Annotated in this window: 16 protein-coding genes; 4 read left to right on the forward strand and 12 right to left on the reverse strand. The window is 56.9% G+C overall.

All coding sequences use genetic code 11. The features are described 5' to 3' along the window. Positions 1–9: 9 nt before the first annotated feature. Positions 10–669, reverse strand: a complete 660-nt coding sequence (locus tag DC3_RS00265; RefSeq protein WP_146881581.1) for a winged helix-turn-helix domain-containing protein — start codon at positions 667–669, stop codon at positions 10–12. A gap of 29 nt (positions 670–698) precedes the next feature. Here DC3_RS00265 and DC3_RS00270 point away from each other — a divergent pair, with 29 nt between their 5' ends. The 3 genes from DC3_RS00270 (at position 699) to DC3_RS00280 (ending at position 3,326) form a co-directional block, all read left to right on the forward strand. Further along, the gene (locus DC3_RS00270) at positions 699–1,892 is read left to right on the forward strand and encodes an MFS transporter (RefSeq protein WP_146881582.1); all 1,194 of its coding nucleotides are present in this window, start codon (positions 699–701) and stop codon (positions 1,890–1,892) included. 88 nt (positions 1,893–1,980) lie between these two features. Beyond that, complete coding sequence (locus tag DC3_RS00275; protein ID WP_186815732.1) at positions 1,981–3,015, forward strand: pectin acetylesterase-family hydrolase; 1,035 nt, start codon at positions 1,981–1,983, stop codon at positions 3,013–3,015. Between the two features lie 50 nt (positions 3,016–3,065). Continuing rightward, positions 3,066–3,326, forward strand: a complete 261-nt coding sequence (locus DC3_RS00280; protein ID WP_146881584.1) for a hypothetical protein — start codon at positions 3,066–3,068, stop codon at positions 3,324–3,326. Between the two features lie 47 nt (positions 3,327–3,373). Here DC3_RS00280 and DC3_RS00285 read toward each other — a convergent pair whose 3' ends face one another. The 7 genes from DC3_RS00285 to DC3_RS00315 all read right to left on the reverse strand — a co-directional run bounded on the left by DC3_RS00285 (position 3,374) and on the right by DC3_RS00315 (position 14,032). Continuing rightward, a complete protein-coding gene (locus DC3_RS00285; protein ID WP_146881585.1) occupies positions 3,374–4,576 on the reverse strand; it encodes a glycoside hydrolase family 99 protein in 1,203 nt (400 codons plus the stop codon). An 8-nt stretch (positions 4,577–4,584) separates the two neighbouring features. After that, a complete protein-coding gene (locus tag DC3_RS00290; RefSeq protein ID WP_246130493.1) occupies positions 4,585–5,595 on the reverse strand; it encodes an ABC transporter ATP-binding protein in 1,011 nt (336 codons plus the stop codon). Continuing rightward, positions 5,573–7,453 (reverse strand): dipeptide/oligopeptide/nickel ABC transporter permease/ATP-binding protein, encoded by a 1,881-nt coding sequence (locus tag DC3_RS00295; protein ID WP_146881586.1) that lies wholly within the window; start codon positions 7,451–7,453, stop codon positions 5,573–5,575. The genes DC3_RS00290 and DC3_RS00295 overlap by 23 nt, the downstream gene beginning before the upstream one ends. Next, on the reverse strand, positions 7,450–8,439 hold the full coding sequence (locus DC3_RS00300) for an ABC transporter permease (RefSeq protein ID WP_146881587.1): 990 nt from the start codon (positions 8,437–8,439) through the stop codon (positions 7,450–7,452). The genes DC3_RS00295 and DC3_RS00300 overlap by 4 nt, the downstream gene beginning before the upstream one ends. Positions 8,440–8,585: 146 nt before the next feature. Further along, positions 8,586–10,220, reverse strand: a complete 1,635-nt coding sequence (locus DC3_RS00305) for an ABC transporter substrate-binding protein (RefSeq protein WP_146881588.1) — start codon at positions 10,218–10,220, stop codon at positions 8,586–8,588. Between the two features lie 313 nt (positions 10,221–10,533). Next, positions 10,534–12,867 (reverse strand): glycoside hydrolase family 31 protein, encoded by a 2,334-nt coding sequence (locus DC3_RS00310; RefSeq protein ID WP_186815733.1) that lies wholly within the window; start codon positions 12,865–12,867, stop codon positions 10,534–10,536. A 139-nt stretch (positions 12,868–13,006) separates the two neighbouring features. After that, positions 13,007–14,032 carry a LacI family DNA-binding transcriptional regulator gene (locus tag DC3_RS00315; protein ID WP_146881590.1) on the reverse strand — a complete coding sequence of 342 codons (1,026 nt, stop codon included), beginning with the start codon at positions 14,030–14,032 and terminating at the stop codon, positions 13,007–13,009. A gap of 408 nt (positions 14,033–14,440) precedes the next feature. Between DC3_RS00315 and DC3_RS00320 the strand changes: the two genes are divergently transcribed. Continuing rightward, complete coding sequence (locus DC3_RS00320) at positions 14,441–15,667, forward strand: ROK family protein (protein WP_186815734.1); 1,227 nt, start codon at positions 14,441–14,443, stop codon at positions 15,665–15,667. 6 nt (positions 15,668–15,673) lie between these two features. Here DC3_RS00320 and DC3_RS00325 read toward each other — a convergent pair whose 3' ends face one another. The 4 genes from DC3_RS00325 to DC3_RS00340 form a co-directional block, all read right to left on the reverse strand. Then, positions 15,674–16,489, reverse strand: a complete 816-nt coding sequence (locus tag DC3_RS00325) for a carboxylesterase family protein (protein ID WP_186815735.1) — start codon at positions 16,487–16,489, stop codon at positions 15,674–15,676. Positions 16,490–16,610: 121 nt separating this feature from the next. Further along, entirely contained in the window at positions 16,611–17,534 is a 924-nt protein-coding gene (locus tag DC3_RS00330) for a type I phosphomannose isomerase catalytic subunit (RefSeq protein ID WP_146881593.1), read from the reverse strand. After that, the gene (locus DC3_RS00335) at positions 17,531–18,439 is read right to left on the reverse strand and encodes an ROK family protein (RefSeq protein ID WP_146881594.1); all 909 of its coding nucleotides are present in this window, start codon (positions 18,437–18,439) and stop codon (positions 17,531–17,533) included. The genes DC3_RS00330 and DC3_RS00335 overlap by 4 nt, the downstream gene beginning before the upstream one ends. A gap of 15 nt (positions 18,440–18,454) precedes the next feature. After that, entirely contained in the window at positions 18,455–19,453 is a 999-nt protein-coding gene (locus DC3_RS00340) for a LacI family DNA-binding transcriptional regulator (protein ID WP_146881595.1), read from the reverse strand. Positions 19,454–19,762: the final 309 nt, after the last annotated feature.

A 19,762-nucleotide genomic window follows, 5' to 3' on the forward strand; every position in this document is an offset into this window, starting at 1 on the left:
TGGTCAAGATCAGGTCCCTGAGACGTCTGCGCACATCACGCAGCTCAGCAGGTAGGGTCTGCCTTCAAGGGTCATGCGGCGGTATTTTTCCATCAGGTCCTGCAATTCCTGCCGGAGTTCCGTGGCCTGTTGCTGGCTGAGTTTCAGATCCAGCGTGAAATCATGTCCCAGGGATTCGGGAAGTTCCGCCTGTGGGGCTCTGGGGTCAGGGGCACCGTGTGAGGACACCTGTCCGGTTTCCTCATCGAAATAAATCCTTCTGCTGCGAAACCCGACTTCATCCATGATGGCGGCGTAATTGCGGGCGATGCGTCTGGCGACCTGTTCCTGCTGGTGCAAAATCATCTCATATGCCCCTTCATAGGGGGTCAGGTCAAAGGGGATGTCATAGGCCTGATAAAGGGTGCTGTACACCTTGAGGGGGCGGCCTGGACCGGGAATGGTGCGTTTCACCTCGATCAGGTCATGGTCAAGCAGTTTGCCGATGTGGTAGTGCAGGTTTTCCAGGCTCATGCCCAGTTCTGCTTTCAGGTCGCTGAGGGTGCGTTCTCTGGCGAGCAGGGCCTCAAACACTTTGCTGCTCGATGATCGCAGGATCAGGCGGGCCTGCTCGGGGTCTTCGATGATGCACCAGCGGTCCGGGGAGCCACCTAAAAATTCTGGCTTCATTTGAAGTAGCTTACCTCCAGACTGAAGCCATGAACACCTCCTTTTCCAGGGTTTCTGCGCCGGAACCTTCTGTGTGGCCTTTCCGGATGTACCTGTCCAGCCTGACCTTCAGCACCCTCTCTGATGCGGCAACCGTGGTGGTCCTCCCCTATCTGGTGCTTCCTCATGCTGGAACACAGGGTCTGGGCTGGGTGCTCAGTGCCTCCACCCTGCCACGTTTTTTTGCTCCCTTGCTGGGGACCCTGGCAGACCGCATGCACCTGAAACTCCCGCTGGTGGTGGTGCTGTTGCTCCGTGCCCTGCTGCTGATTGGTGTGGCCCAGGGGTCAGAGCACCTGTGGTGGGTCTGTGTGGCCGGGGCCATCAACGGCCTGCTTGCCACCTTCTCTGGCACAGCGTCCAGTGCACTGGTCCCTGCTCTCGCTGGAGAGGACCGCCTGAAGCAGGCCAACACCCTGCTCACAGGGATCAGCATGGGGCTCCCACTGGCCGGATATGGTCTTGCAGGGATGCTGATGGGTCACATGGAGCCTTCCATGCTGCTGTTCGGATGTGCAGGGCTGACCCTGCTGGCTGTGGTGCCACTGCTTTTCATGGCTTTTCCTGAACGCCAGTCTTCTGTGCCTGTGCATTTCATGCTCGACCTGAAGCAGGGGCTGTTTGAACTGTTTCGGCTGCAAGGCAGTGTGGTTTTGATGCTGCTCAGCGGGATGCTGAACCTGATGCTGGCCTCCCTGAACACCCTGATGCCCGGCCATTTTGTGGACCTGGGGCTGGGGGCAAAAGGGTACGGGTGGTTTGAAGCAGGAATTTCCGTGGGAGCGCTGCTGGGCATGGTGCTGAGCGGTCTGCTGCCCCAGAAGCACATGTCAAAGCAACTCATTGCAGGGGCCACCCTGATGGGGATTGCCGCTCCGTTGTGCTGGCTGAATCTGACTCCAGTGTGGCTGGGTGCGGCTGGAATGCTGGGGACCGGACTCAGCTTGCTGGAAATTGCTGCTGTGACCGCCCTGCAACTGATGCTGCCTGCGGAACACCGCGCAAAAAGCTTTGGGGTGATCATGGGCATCAACTCCCTTTGCCTGAGTGGGGCCGGTCTGATTTCACCCCTCTTTGCTCCTCTGCCCTACCTGCTGGGCATGGGCCTGCTCGTGCTGGTCCTGGGATGGCTGCGTGGGCTGCAGCAGGAACACATGCCTCTGAAACCCACCTCTCCATCCTGAAGACGACCTGATGAGGCCACAATTTCTCATCTCTCTGCTGGGCAAAATGGTGCTGTTCTTGAAGACAGTTCAAATTTGGAGCCAGATCATGCTGAAAAAGACCCTGATCACCACCATCTTGCTGAGTTGTGCTGGCACCCTCGCACAGGAAAACCCCACATGGACCAGTGTTCCCACCAGAGGAGACACCCTCTGCTCCGACGGCACCCCTTACCGCTACTACGAACTTCGCGCCAACCCGAAAAAACTGGTGGTCGATTTCATGGGGGGAGGGGCCTGCTGGAATGACCTGACCTGCGGTGCGGGCAGCAACACCTATGTGCCCAACCTGAGCAGCCTTCAGGCTCCAGGAGCTGTGGGAATCTACGACAAACGCAATGCATCCAACCCGGTGAAAGACTGGTCTCACGTGTTTGTGCCCTACTGCACTGCAGATGTGCATCTGGGAAACAAAGTGGTGAAGTACAAAAATGGCACGGTGCACCACAAAGGGGCCGTCAATACGCAGGCTGTCCTGGGTGACATCTTCAAAAAATACCCTGAACTGGACCAGATTCTGGTCACGGGATGCAGCGCGGGCGCTTACGGGTCCATCATGGCGACCCCTTACCTGACCCGCCAGTATCCCAGAGCGAGGGTGGTGCAGTTCGGAGATGCAGGTCTTGGGGTGACCCCTTCCAGTTTCGGGGCTGTTGGCTTCAACAACTGGGGGGCAGGCAGTTCCATTCCAGACTGGATCGAGGGTCTCAAAACCATCAGAGCAGATGCCTCCAGACTGGACATTGCCGCCCTGTACAACGTGATCGGCAAAACCTACCCCGAAGCCAGACTGTCCGAGGTCACCAGCAGCACCGACGTCACCCAGATCGGATTTTACGGCCTGATGAAGGGCATTGTGCAGCCTGATCAGACCGTTGCTGCAGAGTGGATGACCGCAGCCCTCAGGCAATTGAACACCCTGGCATCCACCACACCCAATTTCTCTGTCTACGTCTATCCTGGGCAGCAGCACTGTGTGATCAACCGTCCCGAGTTTTACAGCACCACCGTTTCAGGGGTAAAACTGACCGACTGGCTGAACCAGGAGCTGCAAGGGAAGAGACCTGCACCCGTTCTTCCATGAACAGGTGTTTTTGCGTAGCCAGATGGGGTTCTCTCGGAGTAAAGTAAACCATGGATGTTCAGATTTTCGTTTTGGCCCATTATTCCAGCAGCGCGGTCAACACCGGCACCGGAGAAGTCCGCCGGGTGTTCCTGACCCTCGCCCGCACTTACGACGACGCCAAAATCTTTGCTGAACGGGATGCCGGACGGGAACTGGAATTCAAGACGGTGGTTCCAGACCACTGGGAGGCTGCCGGACCCAAGAAGCGCTTTTACGTGATCCTGCGCCAGAAAATGCACGATCCCTTGCCCTTTCCAGAAGAAGAATGAGACATCAAAGGACAGGGCGTCTTCCATAGACGCCCTGCCCTTCTGTTTTACTGCGCCCTCAACAGTGCAGCAGCTTCATTCATCTTCAATACCGACATCCAACCGGACACCTGATCCAGGCGTTTCTGCTGCTCTGGACTTCCTGCATGTTTCTTGCGCTGCTGGTACAGTTCCAGCACAAGCTTCAGGTCCTGTTCTCCCAGACCTGAAACCCCGAGGCGCTCTTGCAGGTGGGTGAGGAACTGAAATCCGAATTCGCGGGTGGGCTCGATTGCGGTTCCCTCCCCATGGTCGTTCCAGGTGACCAGTTGCACCACGTCCACTTTTGAACGCAGGGCCAGATCCAGCGTCTGCCTGAAGGTGTCCAGTCCCACTGGAATGTGGAAATATCCCTCACCCCATCCCCCTTCCTGATAAAAATCATGGAAACCTGGATAGGCCGAACCCATCTTGACCCCGAAATTCTGGCGCTGTGCATAAAAGGATTTCAGGTGTTCCAGATGCGGGCGAGCATCCTGATAAACCCACGCGTGCTCCCCTCTACAGTCTGCTGAAATCTCCTGCACCTCATACCAGAGGGAAACCAGACAGGGCTGTGGATTCAAATTTTCCAGCAAATCAGCCCAGTCTGAAGGCTTCTGAACCGTCTGTGGTCCAAACACCATCAAAAGGGGGTGCCCTTGCACCTGAAAATACTGGGGGTCAGAAAAATGGTTCTGCTGCAGGAACAACAGGTCCTTTCTCACCTGTGCCAGAGGGTCAGTCACCACACCCCGCTCGAAAGCAATCCTGACGTTCTGGTCCTCATAGACCATGGCATACTTCAGGCCAAAACGTCCCAGTTGCCCGATCAGGGCTTCTGCATTTGCACGGTTTCTGGGGTAGTCGTACAGGACGGTGGTTCCGGGCCAGTCGATCATCACCCCGTCAATGCCCGACAGTTTCATCAGAAGCAGTTGATACTCGATCAGGTCGGGATCACCAGACGCATAAGGCCCCGTCAGAGGGTAGTGGTGGGCCGCAATCTGCTGCCTGTCCTCCAGCAGATCATCTGGATTCTGGGTGTTCATGGTCCAGTGCTGGCCCCAGGCACCAGAAAACTCCCTGCTCTCAAACCAGGGCATCAGGTGTGCGAAAACAGGTGTGGTTTCCGTTTTGGTGACTGCAACAGGTGTGGCCTGAGCTGAAACCGGCGCACCCAGCAACAACAGGACTGCAGGCGTCCAAAAAAGTCTGTGCAGGATCTGCATGAAACAGCTCAACCTTTCAGCACCGGATCATGCAGGATGCATCTGACCTGATGTCCAGAACCCACCGTGTACATCTGGGGCAAGTGCTCACTGCAGGCGGGTCTTGCGTGGGGACAGCGTGGAGCAAAAGGACAGCCTGGAGGAAGGTTTTTCAGGTCGGGGATTTCGCCTCTGGCCTCCACAGGCCCCTGTTTCAGGTGAGCGTCTGGATCGGGTGCGGCCTGTTTCAGGAGCTGGGTGTAAGGGTGCCTGGGACGCTGGATCACCTCATCTGCAGGTCCCATCTCCACAAGGTGCCCAGCGTACATCACCGCGATGCGGTCACTCATGTACCTTGCTCCAGCCAGATCGTGCGTGATGAACAGCATCGCCAGACCTTCCTGATCCCGCAAATCCAGCAAGAGGTTCATGATGTCCAGTCGGATTGAGACATCGAGGGCACTGGTGGGTTCATCGGCCAGGATCACCGAGGGCTGAACGGCAAGGGCCCGGGCAATGCTCACCCTCTGACGTTGACCTCCTGAAAGTTCATGTGGGCGTTTGGGGGCATAACTTGCTCCAGGAAACAGTCCAACACGATTCAACAGCTGGTGAACCTGCTGCTGGACCTGTCTTCCTTTCGCCAGGCGGTGGATCTGGAAGGGTCTGGACAGAATGTAGGAGATGGGCTGCTGGGGGTTCAGGCTGGCATAGGGGTCCTGAAAGATCATCTGCACCTGCTTGCGAAAGCGGGCCAGAGCAGGGCCTTTCATGTGTTGTGGCACAGGCTGCCCAGAAATCTGAATGCTGCCACTGCTGGGGGTGTACAGCTGTGAGATCAGGCGGGCAATGGTGCTCTTGCCGCTTCCTGATTCTCCCACCAGGCCCAGCACCTCTCCCCTGTGGATGGTGAAACTGACGTTGTTCACTGCAACAATGGACCGTCCCGATTTCCCCACTGCAAATGCTTTGGTGAGGTTCACGACTTCCAGGGCTGGAGGGGCCTGTGTCAAAGGCTCAGGGCCTGCGGAGAGCTTCACGGGTCACCTCCTTGCTGTTCCGCGGGTGCAAAAAGCAGGACACTGCATGGTCTGAAAGGGTTTCAGTGCGCTGGGGTTTGTGGGTGTCACAGGTGCCTGCCATGCGAACCGGACAGCGTTCAAAAAAGGGACAGCCTTTCAGTTCCCGATTCAGGGCAGGGGGTCTGCCAGGAATGCCCTCTCTGCGTTCTTTTGGCCCGGTCAGGGGTGGAAAAGCATGCATGAGTTTCTGGGTGTAAGGGTGCTGGGGGTGCTGGTAAAGCTGCTGGGCAGGGGCCTCCTCCACGATCTCTCCGGCGTACATGATGCAGATGCGGTCAGCCATCTCCACAAGAAGGGAGAGGTCATGCGTGATGAACACAATGGAGATCCCCAGTTTGCGCCTCACCTGATCAATTTCCTGCAGGATGGATCGCTGGACCACCACATCAAGTGCCGTGGTGGGTTCATCCATCACGATGAGTTTCGGTTCCAGTGCGAGGGCAATGGCAATCACCACCCGCTGTTTCATGCCCCCGGAAAGCTGGTGGGGAAAGCTGTCCAGAAACTCGGGCCGGATGCCCACCAGCCTGAAAAGTTCTTTCGCTCTGCTGTCCAGGCGCTTTTTATCGGTAACCCCGTGAAACAGCATGGCGTCGTAGACCTGTTCGCGCACCTTGATGATGGGATTGAGCACGTTCATGGAGGCCTGAAAGACCACAGAGTAATCCCTCCAGCGGGTCTGTCTGAGGATGTTTTCGGGCAGGGAAAGCAGGTCCTGGCCATTCAAGAGGGACTTGCCGGAAAAGACCTCACCAGGGGCTTCGAGAAGTCTGGTGGCCGCAAATGCCAGGGTGGATTTCCCACAGCCCGATTCTCCTGCGAGACCTACAAATTCTCCGGGTTTCACGGTCAGGCTCACATCTCGCACGGCCCGCACCTGGCCTTTCTGGGTCCGGTATCCGGCATTCAGGTCCCGGATGTCCAGCAGAACCCCAGGCAATGGAGACGCAGTGTTTTGCCGTTGCACCGCTTTTCTGCGGCGAGAAGGTTTGACCATCAATCTTGGGTTCTGAAGCTGGTCGATGGTGAAATTCAGCAAAGCGAAACTGGTGCCGACCAGAGAAATGCAAAGGCCTGGGGCAGCAATCCACCACCAGGCTCCTTGCAAGAGTGCTCCCTTGGCTCCGGCCCAGAACAGCATGGTGCCCCAGGTGACCAGGCCCACATCTCCCAGGCCGATGAAAGACAGGGCGGCCTCGCTGAGCACAGCATAAAGGGCTGCACCAAAAAAGTTGGCGGCGATCAGGCCAGTCATGTTGGGCATCATTTCAAAGAAGATGATGCGCCAGGGGCTTTCCCCGATCACACTGGACGCATGGATGAAATCCCGGTTCCTGAGGGCCAGGGCCTGTGAACGGATCACCCGTGCCCCAAACGCCCAGCCGGTAAAGGAGATCACCAGAATGATGGAGTAAAGCCCTCCCCCTTGCATGAAGGTGCTGGCCACAATCAGCAGGGGAAGTCCGGGAAGCACCAGAAACACGTTGGTCAGGGTGTTGATGAGGTCATCCACCCAGCCTCCAAAGTAGGCTGCCGTGAGTCCAAGGGTGACCGCTATCAGGGTGGTGGTGATTCCAGCCACAAAACCCACCAACAGGGTCAGTCTGGCCCCGTAAAGCATCTGGGAGAAGATGTCCTGTCCCAGTGCAGTGGTGCCCAGCAGGTGCTCTTTCGATGGAGGAAGCCAGAACGGCAGGTCTCCTCTGTTGGGATTGAATTCAGTGAGCAGGGGGGCAAACAACCCCATGAGGACGAGAATGCCCAGCAGCACCAGTCCTGCAATCGCACGGGGTTGCCTGAACAGGTCCTGATTCATGCCGCTCCCCCATCCCGCACCCGTGGGTCAAGCACGCTGTAGAGCAGGTCAACGACAAAGTTGGCGATCAGCACAGCGGCCGCAATCATCAGGAAGATGGCCTGCATCAGGGGATAGTCCAGCGCGTAAACCGCATTGTTGAGGTACAGACCAAGACCAGGATAGGAGAAAACAACCTCGACAAGCACCGACCCACCCACCACGAAACCCAGGGCCATCCCAAACCCCGTGAAGCTGGGAATCAGGGCGTTTCTGAGCACATAGCGGCCCAGAATCCTGCCATTGGGGAGTCCTTTTGCTCTGGCAAAAGCCACGTAATCCTCGGACATCACGCTGATCACGTTGTTGCGCATGGTGAGAAGCCACCCTCCGGCAGAGGTCACCACAATGGTCAGGGCAGGGAGTGCTCCGTGCCACAACAGGGATTTCCACCACCCCAGACTGAAAGCAGCACCGGGAAAGGGGTCGAGTGCCCCGCTGAGTGGGAAAAAGCTGAATTTGTATGCCAGAAAGAACAGCAGAAGCAGGGCCAGCCAGAAATAGGGCATGCTGTTCAGAAAAAGGGCCAGCATCGGCAGGTTGTCTGCAATCAGGTCTCCCATGCGCCACGCACTGTACACACCCATTGCACTGCCGATCAGGAAGGCCATCACGGTGGAAAAGCCCACCAGACCGATGGTGTAAGGGGCGATGGTGGCCAGCACCTCTGAAACGGGGGTGGGGTACAGGCTGATCGAGCGGCCCAGGTCTCCGTGCAGCAGTTTCCACAGGTAGGTCAGGTACTGCTGGATGGGGGTGCTTTTGTCGTCCAGACCGTAAGCAACCCTCAAAGCGTCAATGGAATCCAGGGTAAAGCGGCCCTGGTATTTCGCCAGCATGGCCCCGATGGGATCTCCCGGCACCAGTCTGGGCAGGATGAAATTCAGGGTCACGGCCACCCACAGGGTGAACAGCAGAAACAGAAATTTGCGGAGCAGGTAGGGCATGGATCTCCTTTCAGGGGAGAGAACCCCCCGGATTCACCTGCCGCGCGAACCCGAGGGGGAAAGAGGAAAGAAACTGGAAGAAGCATGTGATGAAAGGGAACAACTCAGGGCAGGTCAGAATCTGGCTTGCATGTGTGCCTCCGTTCTCAGCGGGGTTTGACGTTGAGGAACAGGAGTCTGGTTCCGGCCTGATCATCGACGTTGCCATCGTAATAGGGGTTTTTGTCGCTGGGGAAATTGGTGAAACGGGTGGTGTTGAAGATCCCGAACTGGCTTCTGTCGGTGAGGGGCAGCCAGGGCAGGTCTTTCATCACCTGGGTGACTGCGGTTGCCAGGGCTTTCTTCTGTGCAGCAGCATTGCTGGTGGCACGGAACTCATCCAGCGCTTTTGTGACCACCGGGTTGGTGTAGCGGGTCAGGTTGCTGGGAGAGGTCTGGCCCACAGGTGCAGTGTTGTTGGGGTGGAAGGACTGGTAGAACAGGTAGTAGGGGCTGGGTCCGGTGCCCCAGCTCCAGGACACGCCCATGTCGTACGTGCCCGTCTGGAACTCCGTGATGTACCCGCTGAAGGCCTGCTGGTCCACGGTGCTGTTGATCCCGAGGACTTCGAGGTTGTCGCTGACCACCTGGGCGAGGGTGATGTAATCGGTCCAGCCTGCACCCACCAGGATTCTGAAGGTGGGGAGGGGTTTGCCGTCCTTGCCCAGTCGCCGGCCATTGCTGTCTTTTTTATAACCAGCGGCAGTGAGTGCTCTGTCTGCTGCTGCAGGATCAAATTTCAGGTCCAGGTCACCCGGAGTAGTGGGGAACCACACCTTCTTCTGGGCGGGAATCACTGCACTCACATCTGCACCCTTCAGGACCCCTGCGTAAGCCTTGAGGGCGGCCTCATCGGTGTTGATGCCCTGGGCAATGGCCCTTCTGAAGGCAACGTCACTGAAGGGTGCTTTGGCGTTGTTGAAGTACAGGAAGTTGGTGCTGTTCACCGGCCACCAGTAGGTGTTGTTCTTGCCCTTGCTGGCGTACTGGGCTCTGGGATCGGTCAGACCGATGTAGGAGAAGTCCCCTTCGGCTTTGAGCATCTTGAGGAGGGCGGCATCGTTTCCGTTGGTGGGAAGCCAGACAATGGCGTCAATGTAAGGCTTGTCTTTCATCCAGTAGTTGGGATTCTTCAGGACCCTGAGGGCCTGCTGGCTGTAGCTGTCAAAGATGAAGGGTCCGGTGCCCACGGCTTTCTGATTGGTTTCCTGGGTGGGGTTCTGGACCTTGCTCCAGATGTGCTCTGGCACGATGGCCTGGGTGGCAATGAACGGGAAGATGGGGGCGTTGGGTTCTTTGAATTTGAACACCACGGTGTTGTCATTGGTGGCGGTCACACTGGTGAGGCCACTGCTCCAGATGCTGGACAGGTTGTGTTTTTTGAGGTAATTGAAGGTGAATTCCACGTCATTTGCAGAAAATGCCTTGCCATCGTTCCACTTGACTCCATCCCGGGTGTTCACGGTGAGGGTCAGGTTGTCTTTAGACCACCTGTATTTGGTGCCCAGCACGTTGGTGACCTTGCCATTGAGGTTGTTCACAAAGAACAGGGTCTCGTAAATGGCAGAGAGGGTCGGTGGCAGGTGCTGGTCATTGGGGGTGAAGGGGTTGAGGTTGAAAGACCCCCACTGCAGGGTGCGCACCACCGTGAAGGGGTGCTGGGGCTCGGCAGCCTGGGCGGTGGTGACAGTGAGGGCTGCGGTGAGCAGGGCCAGGGTGGACAGGACAGCAGTTCTTTTCATACATACCTCGAAATGGGTGGATTTCCGGTGGGCGAAAGGACACAGGGTCCAACGGTCAGCAGGATGCAGGCGTGAAAGGATTTCTGAACGTTCAGATTCTGGTCCACAAAGGAACCTATGGACACCAGAATGACCTCACCATTGATCTTGTGTTGAACGTTCAGATTTACCATAGCTCAGCTTCTTCTTTCCTGTCAATACTCTCAAAAGGGATTATTAACGCAAGACTGGGGTTAATTTGATCCATACCGTCATCTTCTGAACGTTCACTGCTTCAATCAATCAGAACGTTCAGAATTGATGGCGAAAAACCTCATTGCACCAGTTCGATGACAGCCTCAGGAGGGTCTGGAAGATCAACATCCAGCCAGATCTCTGCAGCAGAAGCATCCACCAGATAAGGAAGCCGGGAGCCATGCCCGTAAATCTTCAGGCGCTCCACAGAACGTGCTCTCCCCTCTCTGACAATGCGAATTTTCTGTCCAACATGTTCAATTTTGACGGTGGTGTGCTGCCCAGGACCATAACCTTCTCCAGCGTCCTCATACAGGGTGAACTGGCCTTCTGCACCCACATGCACATGCCATTCCAGCCTGTCCCACATGGCAGTGGAGGTGTGCAATCCAGGTTCGGTGAGGGGCACAATGCCTCCGGGTTTCAGGAACACTGGAATGCCTTCCAGCCCTGCAGAAACCAGACCGTAGCCTTCTGACATCTGCAGGGCTTCAGCCCGGTCAAAAGCCATCCAGCCTTCAGAGGGGAAATGTGCGCTTCTGTGGGTGTGGTCAGGCCTGAGGATCGGAGCCACCAGCAGGTTTTCCCCAAACAGGAACTGGTCACACAGGTGGTTTTTCAGGCCGGGATGGTGCAGGCTCATGGCCCGCATGGGAGGAAGGCCGGTCTCTTCAGCTTCTTTCATCAGGGTGTAGAGGTAGGGAAGCAGACGGTACCGGAACTGGATGGCCTCCCGGATGAACGGCAGATGCTCTGGAAAAGCCCAGGGTTCCTGAGGGTCCGTCCCGATGGCACTGTGGTTGCGCATGAACGGGAAAAACGCCCCAAGCCAGGTCCAGCGCGTGACCAGTTCTCCACTGGAATGGCCCAGAAAACCTCCCAGATCACTGCCCACAAAGGGAATCCCAGAAAGACCCAGTGAGAGCAGAAGTTGCAGATTCATTTCCATGTGCTCCCAGTGGGCAGAGTTGTCTCCGGTCCAGACTGCAGAATAACGCTGGATGCCCGAGAAACCTGCCCGGGTCACAATGAAAGGCCGCTTTTCTGGCTGCAGGATCTTCAGCCCCTCAAAGGTGGCCTTGCACATGCCCAGAGCGTAAAGGTTGTGGGCCTCCAGATGGCGCATGGTCCCATGTCTCACATCGTCTGGCAGCGTGTTTCCGAACCTCAAGGCAGGATCAAAGGCCGAATGGCAGGAGAAACAGCTGGGTTCGTTCATGTCGTTCCAGAATCCCGCAATGCCACTGTCCAGCATGCTGGAATGCTTCTCGCCCCACCAGGTTCGCACTTCACTGCGGGTAAAGTCCGGGAAGACGGCAGGATCTGGCCAGACCTCCCCAACAAACACATCTCCCCGGTCGGTTTTGACCAGAAAATCCTGGGCAGCGGCCTCTGCATAGATGGGGTCATCAGGGGTTTTCTTGATGCCCGGATCCATGATGGTGATGAGTTTCACCCCGTGGTCTGCTGCCCGGTCCGACAGGGTTTTTGGATCAGGAAAACGGTGCCGATCAAAAGTGAACACCCTGTAGGCATCCATGTGGTGGATGTCCAGATGCACGGCATCCAGCGGAATCTGATGGGCGCGGTAGCTCTCAATGACGTTCCTGACCTCTTCCTGGGTTTCATAGCTGTATCTGGACTGATGAAGCCCCAGGGACCACAGAGGAGGCAAAGGGGTGCGGCCCGTGAGCAGGGTGTAGGACCGGATCAGGTCTGCAGGCGTATCACCCACAAAGAAATACATGTCCAGCTCTGGGCTTTCTGCTGTCCAGCAGATGCGCTCAGGGTGGTCTTTTGCCACATCCACCACAGAGCGAGCACTTTCATCCAGAAAGAAAGCCCACACCTTCCCTGCTCGAAATCCCATGAAAAAGGGAATCGACTGGTACAGGGGGTCGGTGTCCGGATGGTGGGGTTGCACGTCGGTGTTCCAGAAGGTGAATTTCATTCCCCGCTTGTTCAGGGGACCGACTTTCTCTCCAAAACCCAGGTAGGCTTCTCCAGCAGGGGCCTGCAAAATCAGGGTGCTGCGGTGGCGGTTGATGGGAACTGCAGGCTGGAATTCCCCGGAAATCCTTTCCAGAGAAGCCACCTCCAGACCTCGATGGAACAACTGAAGGCTTCCATCGGGACGGATCTGCAACCCACCTCCCTCTGCTGAACAGAACCAGGATTCAACCCCGGTTTCGAAGGGCAGGTCCAGACGGTGAGAGACCGCAAGGCTGTCTTTTTCAGGGAGGGCTTCGCCTTGCAAGTAACCTCTGGGCCGGACCCGGTAACGCCACACCCCTGGCAGCGGATGGCTGATTTCAGCCCTGGCATGCATCCCGGACAGCCGAACCCGCTCTTCCTGGGCTTCAATGTGCTTGAACATGAAAACCTCGCTGTTTGACAGGCGAACAGATTTCACCCCCCAGAACTCCACCTGCAGGGCAGGGGATGGATGGTTCTGGATTGTGGTTGCCTTTCCAGCAAGGTACAGGAGGAGGGGCTGGCACTTCGACCCGAAGTTCTGTTTTTTTCGACAGAATGGACCTTTGAACAGCTCTTCAGCCTGAGCGGCGCACCACCAGATGCACAGGCACAGCAAATTTTTTCAGGGTGGCTTTTTTCTCCATCAGTGAGAGCAGGAGTTCGGTGGCTTTGACGGCCATCTGCTCAACAGGGAAATGCACAGTGGTCAGTTCAGGCTGGATGTAGCGGGAGAACTCGAAGTCATCAAAGCCGATCACGGCCAGCTGGTCTGGAACGTGGTATCCGGCGTCCAGCGCCTCTCGGACCACCCCAACAGCCATGCGGTCATTGGCAGCCAGAACCCCGTCCATCTGCTGCCCGGACTCCAGCAGCTCTCTGAACGCATTGCGGCCCCCATCAAATGTCCAGTCGGAATGGATCACCAGTTCTTCCCGGTAAGGCAATCCGGCCTGGGCCAGTCCCAGTTTGTACCCCTCAAAGCGCTCTGCTGCGGAATCATGGGTGCAGGCTGGTGAAAGAGGCTGCCCTCCCACAAAAGCAAGGTTTTTGCGCTGTTGTCTGGCCAGATGGCGCACAGCGTCCTGAAATCCTTCCCGGTGCCTCGCCCAGACCGCTGGAAAAGGCAAATCGGGGATGTAACGGTCCATGGCGACCATCGGGTAATCCCAGCTGTGGAGGTGCTCTAAAACACGGTCGGGAAAATTGGAGGCCATCAGGATGGCTCCATCCAGACGCCCCTGATCAAAGAGCGCACGGAAACTGCGCAGGTCCGGGTCCCGGTCGCTGTTCAGGAAGTAGGGCATCACTTCGTATCCGTGCAACCTGATGGTGTCGATCACGCTGGACATCACGATGCTCATGTAGGGATCAGAAAAAGCTGCTGTGGCGGGACCAAAAAGCACATAACCAATGTGATTGGAGCGGCTGCTGCGCAGTGCACGTGCAGCGTGGTTCGGCTGGTAGTTCATGCGCTCCATCACGGCAAGCACATGTTCACGGGTGGAGGCTTTCACACCAGGCAGGTTGTTGACCACTGCCGAAACCGTCTGGTGGGAAACCCCGGCTTCTGCAGCGACTTGTTTGAGGGTGGCACGGGCCATGGGTGCACTCCTTGAAAAAGACAGAATGGACGCAGGGAATGAATCCTGAACGTTCAGGACATCTTAGCAGTTCAGGAACAGCCCTGTCATCCTTTCAGGCCAGGTGCGGTGAAGGTGATGTCTTTGCCGAGTTGTGGAGGGTTGCCGGCAGAAGGGGTCAGCCATCAAGAGAATCAGGCTCTGTGGCATGCTGCACAGGATTGGCCTTTTTCCAGACAGCGCGCTTCGACAGATCTTCAGTCAGTCTCATTGCCTGAGAGGATTGACATTCCTTTCGCAACTGGCTTATCCTGAACACATAAATCTGAACGTTCAGAATATTCAATTGATCCTTCAAGGCAGACCACATCCTGCTCAAAGGGATACTTTATGGAACGTTCTGATCCATCTGGCAATTCAGGAGATCCCATGCTTGAGAGCTTTCAACTCCCTGCCACCACCCTGCTGGGTGAGGAAACCGAAGTCCTTGCACCCCTGCTGTGGCAGGGGGCCCAGACCCGACAGCAACTGGCTTTTGCCATCCGGCATTCACGCAGCAAACTGGGACAGCTGCTGGACGGTCTGCTCCATGCAGGCTGGGTGGAGGAAATGGGCCAGCGGGATTCTGTGGGAGGGCGCAAAGCCGCGCTTTATGGGCTGAATCCTGCATGTGGGCATCATCTGGGGGTGGAGCTGTCCAGCAGAGAGGTGCGGGTGGTCCTGGCAGATGCTGCTCTGAACATCCTGGAGGTTCAGACTGAGCCCACCCTTCTGACACAGGGACCAGGGGTGGTGATGGCCCGAATCAGGCAGATCATGGATGGACTGCTGAAAACACACCACATCTCACAGGACCAGGTGCTGGGCCTCTCAATGGGTGTGCCCAGCCCAGTCGAGAAACCTTCTGGCTTGCTGGTGGGTCCCAACCTGATGCCAGGTTGGGAGGGCTTTTCTGTTCGAGACGATTTCTCACACCATTACAACATCCCTGTTCATGTGGACAACACCACCAACCTGATGGCCCTGGGAGAACTCTGGCACGCCAGAAGGCAGGGGGAGGGACCTCAATTTGAGTCCTTTCTGGTGCTGAACCTTTCATCCACTTTTGGTGCAGGCATGGTGATTGCAGGTCAACTTTACCGTGGCTCCTCAGGTGGTGCAGGAGAAATCGCCCACATGCCTCTGGACCCCGAGGGACCCCGATGCCACTGTGGTCAGCAAGGCTGCCTGGAACGCATGGCAGGAGCACAGGCCCTGCTGGAACAGGCCACCGAAGCCGGAACCCAGGGAAAGAGCCGCTATTTGCACCACCTGCTTTCCCAGCAAGGTTCTCTCTCACTGCAGGATTTGACCCGGGCAGCAGGAGCAGGAGACGCTGAGGCCAGCCGCATCATCCACTCCGCAGGCCTGAAGATTGGGCAGGTGCTTGCCGGACTGACCAACATGCTGTGCCCTTCCCACATCCTGGTTGGTGGAGAACTGGCCCACATTGGTCCCCTGATGCTGGCCGGAATTCGCCAGAGTGTTTACGGCCGGGCCATGCCCCTCGCCACCCGCAAACTCAATGTGGATTACACCCGTCTGGGAAAGCATTCGGGGCTGAGGGGCAGTCTTGTTCACTCCATACTCTGCCACTGGGGGTTGCAAGGAGGCTGAAAGGCTTTACCGCCTCCACTTGATCAGCCAGCGGTACACCTGACTGTTTCCATAAGCGGTGTCCCAGCCGGCCTGATGGTCTCCAAATTCCACTTCTGTGTACCTGAGCAGTCGGGTGCTCCCTCCCGCATGGAAAATCGCATCCACCATGTTGCGGGTGTACTCCACCCTGGTGGTGCGGTCATCCTGGGCATGGAACGCCCAGATGGCCATGTTTTTCAGCCGGTCTGCATGGTTCGGACTGCCCGAGCCGCTGATGGGCACCAGGGCTGCAAACAGTTCAGTGTGCCTCAGAGCAGCATTCCACACCCCCTGCCCTCCTCTGGAGAGTCCAGCAAGGTAGACACGGTCCGGATCGATGTCTGGTCTGGATTTCAGGAGTTCACCCATCAATGCAATGAGTGCGGTCATGGAAACGGTCTCTGGGGTGGTGTCGAGGTTGTATTCAGGAATCCCGGTGCTGGCCCAGCGAATTTCCACGGGTGTCTGAGGGGCAAGCACATAGGCGGCCTGCAGTTTCTGGTGCTCTGGAAGCACAAAGTACTGGGGTCCATTGCGGGTCCCGACCATCATCTGCTTCTGGTTCTCGGTCCCGGCTTCGCCAGAGCCATGCAGGTGAATGATCAAAGGAAGCTTTTTGCCTGATGCCTCGGTGGTGGGGGTGTAAAGCTGATAGGGCAGGTTAAAACCACCCACGGTGATGGTGCTTGTGGTCCACTCTCCCCCTGTTCCCGCCACTGTCACTTCAGAGAGAGGCTCAATCAGACGGCTGGCCTGGGCAGCACCTGCAACAAGCAAGGTGGAAACGAGGGTGCTCAACATGATTTTCAGCATAACGCTCCTTCTGGACTTCACATGAAGTCCGGTGAGAAATGGGGATGGCATGTCAGAAAAAAGGCAGTCCAGCTCTCTGAAGGGTCAAAGGCTGCACCAGGACAGCAGATCACGGAAGGGTTGAGCGCAAGATCCGGGCAGAACCTGTCAGGGGCACAAGGCTGTAATCGGTGGGAGCTGCAGGCACAAGCACTGTCTCATGAGGCTTCAGGTGGAACATGTCCTCTCCCTTCACCTGCACTTCTCCCTGAGTGACGGTCAGAACATGAAACGTTTCTCCAGAAGTCTGTGCATCAACCGCTGATTCGAGGTGCAAAAGTTCTGTCTGGAAATAGGGAGACGTCACCAGCCTGTGAACCCCTGTTCCATGCACATCTGGCAGGGGATGCACTTCACCTCTCAAGTCTGCTCTGGTGACCTCAGCGGACTGCTCCAGATGCAAGGTCCGTCCGGCACTCTGTGGGCGGTCCCAGTCGAAGACCCTGTAGGTCAGGTCACTGGTTTGCTGAACCTCATAAATCAGCAGCCCTGGTCCCAGGGCATGAAGGGTTCCAGCAGGGATGTACAGGGTGTCTCCGACAGAGACGTTCTGGTATTCGCACAGGGGCTCGACCTGTGCAGCCAGAATGGCTTCCCTGAGGTCCTGTGGGGTTGTGCCTTCCCGGATGCCCAGCATCACCTGTGCATCTTTTTCTGCGTTCAGGATGTGCCACGCTTCGGTTTTGCCCTGATGACCGGGACCATGCCATTTCACAGCCTGTTCGTCGTTGGGGTGCACCTGAATGGAAAGCCAGTCCTGACAGTCGAGCAGTTTGATCAGCAGGGGAAACTGCGGGTGCTGTTCTCCCCTGCTGCCCAGCAGCCAGTTTCTGTGTTCATGAACAAGTTCATCCAGGGTAACTCCGTGGTGGGGTCCCCCTTCGATGGTGTTCCCTCCATAAACCACCCAGGCTTCACCGATCTGATCTGGCCCCTCTGCCAGACGGTGTCCTCCCCACACACGCGGATGGAGTTGTGCTTTAAGACGGATCATCGGGTCACCTCTGGCAGGGTCCCGATCAGGGCTGCACCTCCGAGCAGGGTCGCATCTTCCAGCAACCTTGAAGGATGCACCTGCACACCCGGGAGGCCTGCCTGCAAAGCAGGGCTGAAATGGTTCCAGGCCCGTGAAACGTTGCCTCCGATCACCACGGCCTGGGCCTCAAAAGCCTGAGCATGGGGAAGCAGGATGGCAGAGAGATGCTCTCCCAGCAGCCAGTAGGCTTTTCTGGCATGGGGGTCTCCATGATCTGCCCGGTGGCAGATCTCCTGTGCAGTACAGTTTTCTCCTCTGAGGTGCTGGTAAAAGTCCGTCACAGCCTGACCACAGGCGTAACGTTCTGCCTGGACATCCAGATAAGGGGTGTTCCAGAGTTCTCCGCCTTCTGGAACCCCTTGGCCCTGGGTGATCACCCTGCCCTGCCGGATGAATCCACTGCCCAGTCCAGTGCCAAGTGTGATGCCAATGATGCGGTCAAAGGTCTGGCCCACCCCTGCCCAGTGTTCCCCAAGGGCAAACAGGTCAGCGTCGTTGGCAAAGAGGATGGGAATCCCATCCAGGGGACTGTATTGCTGGTTTCTTCTGAGGTGTGCACCCACGTCCTCTCCATACAGGCTGCGGTACTTGTGGGTCATGTGTGAAATGCCCTGTGCATAGTCAAATGGGGCAGGCACGGCCACAGTGATGTGTGAAATGTCTGCCCCTTCACAGGCCAGTGCAGCCATCGAGAGGGCAGACCACCAGGTGCGAATGACACTTTCCAGAGGGTCGAAATGTCGAATGTGTTCTCTCACCCGCCCGGTTTCAAGCAGGGTGCGGTTGGTCAGGTCGATGGGTGCAGCGGTGACATGGCTTCCCCCGACATCCAGGCAGAGGGCGAATTTGGATGGGTGTTTCATGGATCAGGGGACCTTTCAACGGGTGCTGGAACGAAGGATCAGCTGGGTGGGCACAATCACCTGCGTGGGTTCATCAGGTCGGGCCAGCAGGAGTTCCACCCCACGGCGACCCAGGGCTTCTTTGTCGATCCGGACGGTGGTGAGGGGTGGAAACGCAGTTCTGGCGGTGGGCAGGTCATCGAAGCCCACAATGGCAATGTCTTCGGGCACCTTCAGGCCGTGCCTGTAGCAGGTCTGGATGGCCTGGATGGCTGTGCTGTCGTTCCAGCAGAAAATTGCATCTGGACGTTCTTTCAGACCGAGCAGCCGTTTCACAGCATTTTCCGTCCCCAGGGTCTCTTCCATGATGGGTTCACGGAACACTTCGAGATCCGGGTCCTGCTCGATGTGATGGGTGGTCAGGGCGTACCGGTATCCCTGCCTGCGCTGGGTGATCGAGTAATGGGACTCTGGCCCGCAGATGAAGGCAATCCGTCTGTAGCCTTTCTGGATCAAAAGAGACGTCAGCTGATAAGCCCCCCCGAAGTTGTCACTGTTGATGTTGCTCATGGCCGGGTGCCACAGGTCAATGAGGGCCACTGGAATCCCGAGTTCACGGATTTCCTGCAGTTGTTCAGGCTCAAAAGCCCCCACACACAACAGGGCATCTGTTTCTGTGCGACGAATCCGTTCGCTGATGCTTTCTTCCGGATTGGTGGAGGTGAAAGACAGGGAGATCTTCTCCTGGTTGCAGGCATCTTCCACTCCATGCAGCACAGTGGAATAGAAGGGGTTGTTGGACAGGGTGTTGTGCTGGCGGTCATAGATGAAGGTGATGCGCCTCAGGGTCCTGCTTTGCCTGAGGTTGCCCAGGTCATACCCGAGTTCTTCGGCGGCCTTTAACACCCGTGCCTTGAGTTCATCGTTGATGCCCAGCTGGTTGTTGAGCGCCCGTGAGGTGGTGCCCAGGGACACCCCGGCATGGCGGGCGATGTCCCGGATGGTGGGACTGCTGGAGCGTGCTCTTGTGGTCATGTTCCAAGGATAATCTTCTTTTGTTCAAAAAACAATCTTGTTCAGCCGATGGCTTTTTTTCAGGTGTAAAGATCAGATCACACGAAAGTAAAACCAGCTCCCGCAAGCGTGGATGGGGTCACCATTTTATGCACAGCACATCAGAATTTCTCATTCTGCCGCTGGATTCTGGAGTCAAGCTGAAGTTTTCGAAGTGACTTTCTACAAAAATTCGGCGAACGAACAAAGCTTGTTCCTAGAACAAACCTTGACATCCCCGAAAACAGCCTGTACATTGAGGTCATGTTCACAACCTAACACCGGGGGGCT

This window comes from Deinococcus cellulosilyticus NBRC 106333 = KACC 11606, from assembly GCF_007990775.1.
Taxonomy (GTDB): Bacteria; Deinococcota; Deinococci; order Deinococcales; family Deinococcaceae; genus Deinococcus_C; species Deinococcus_C cellulosilyticus.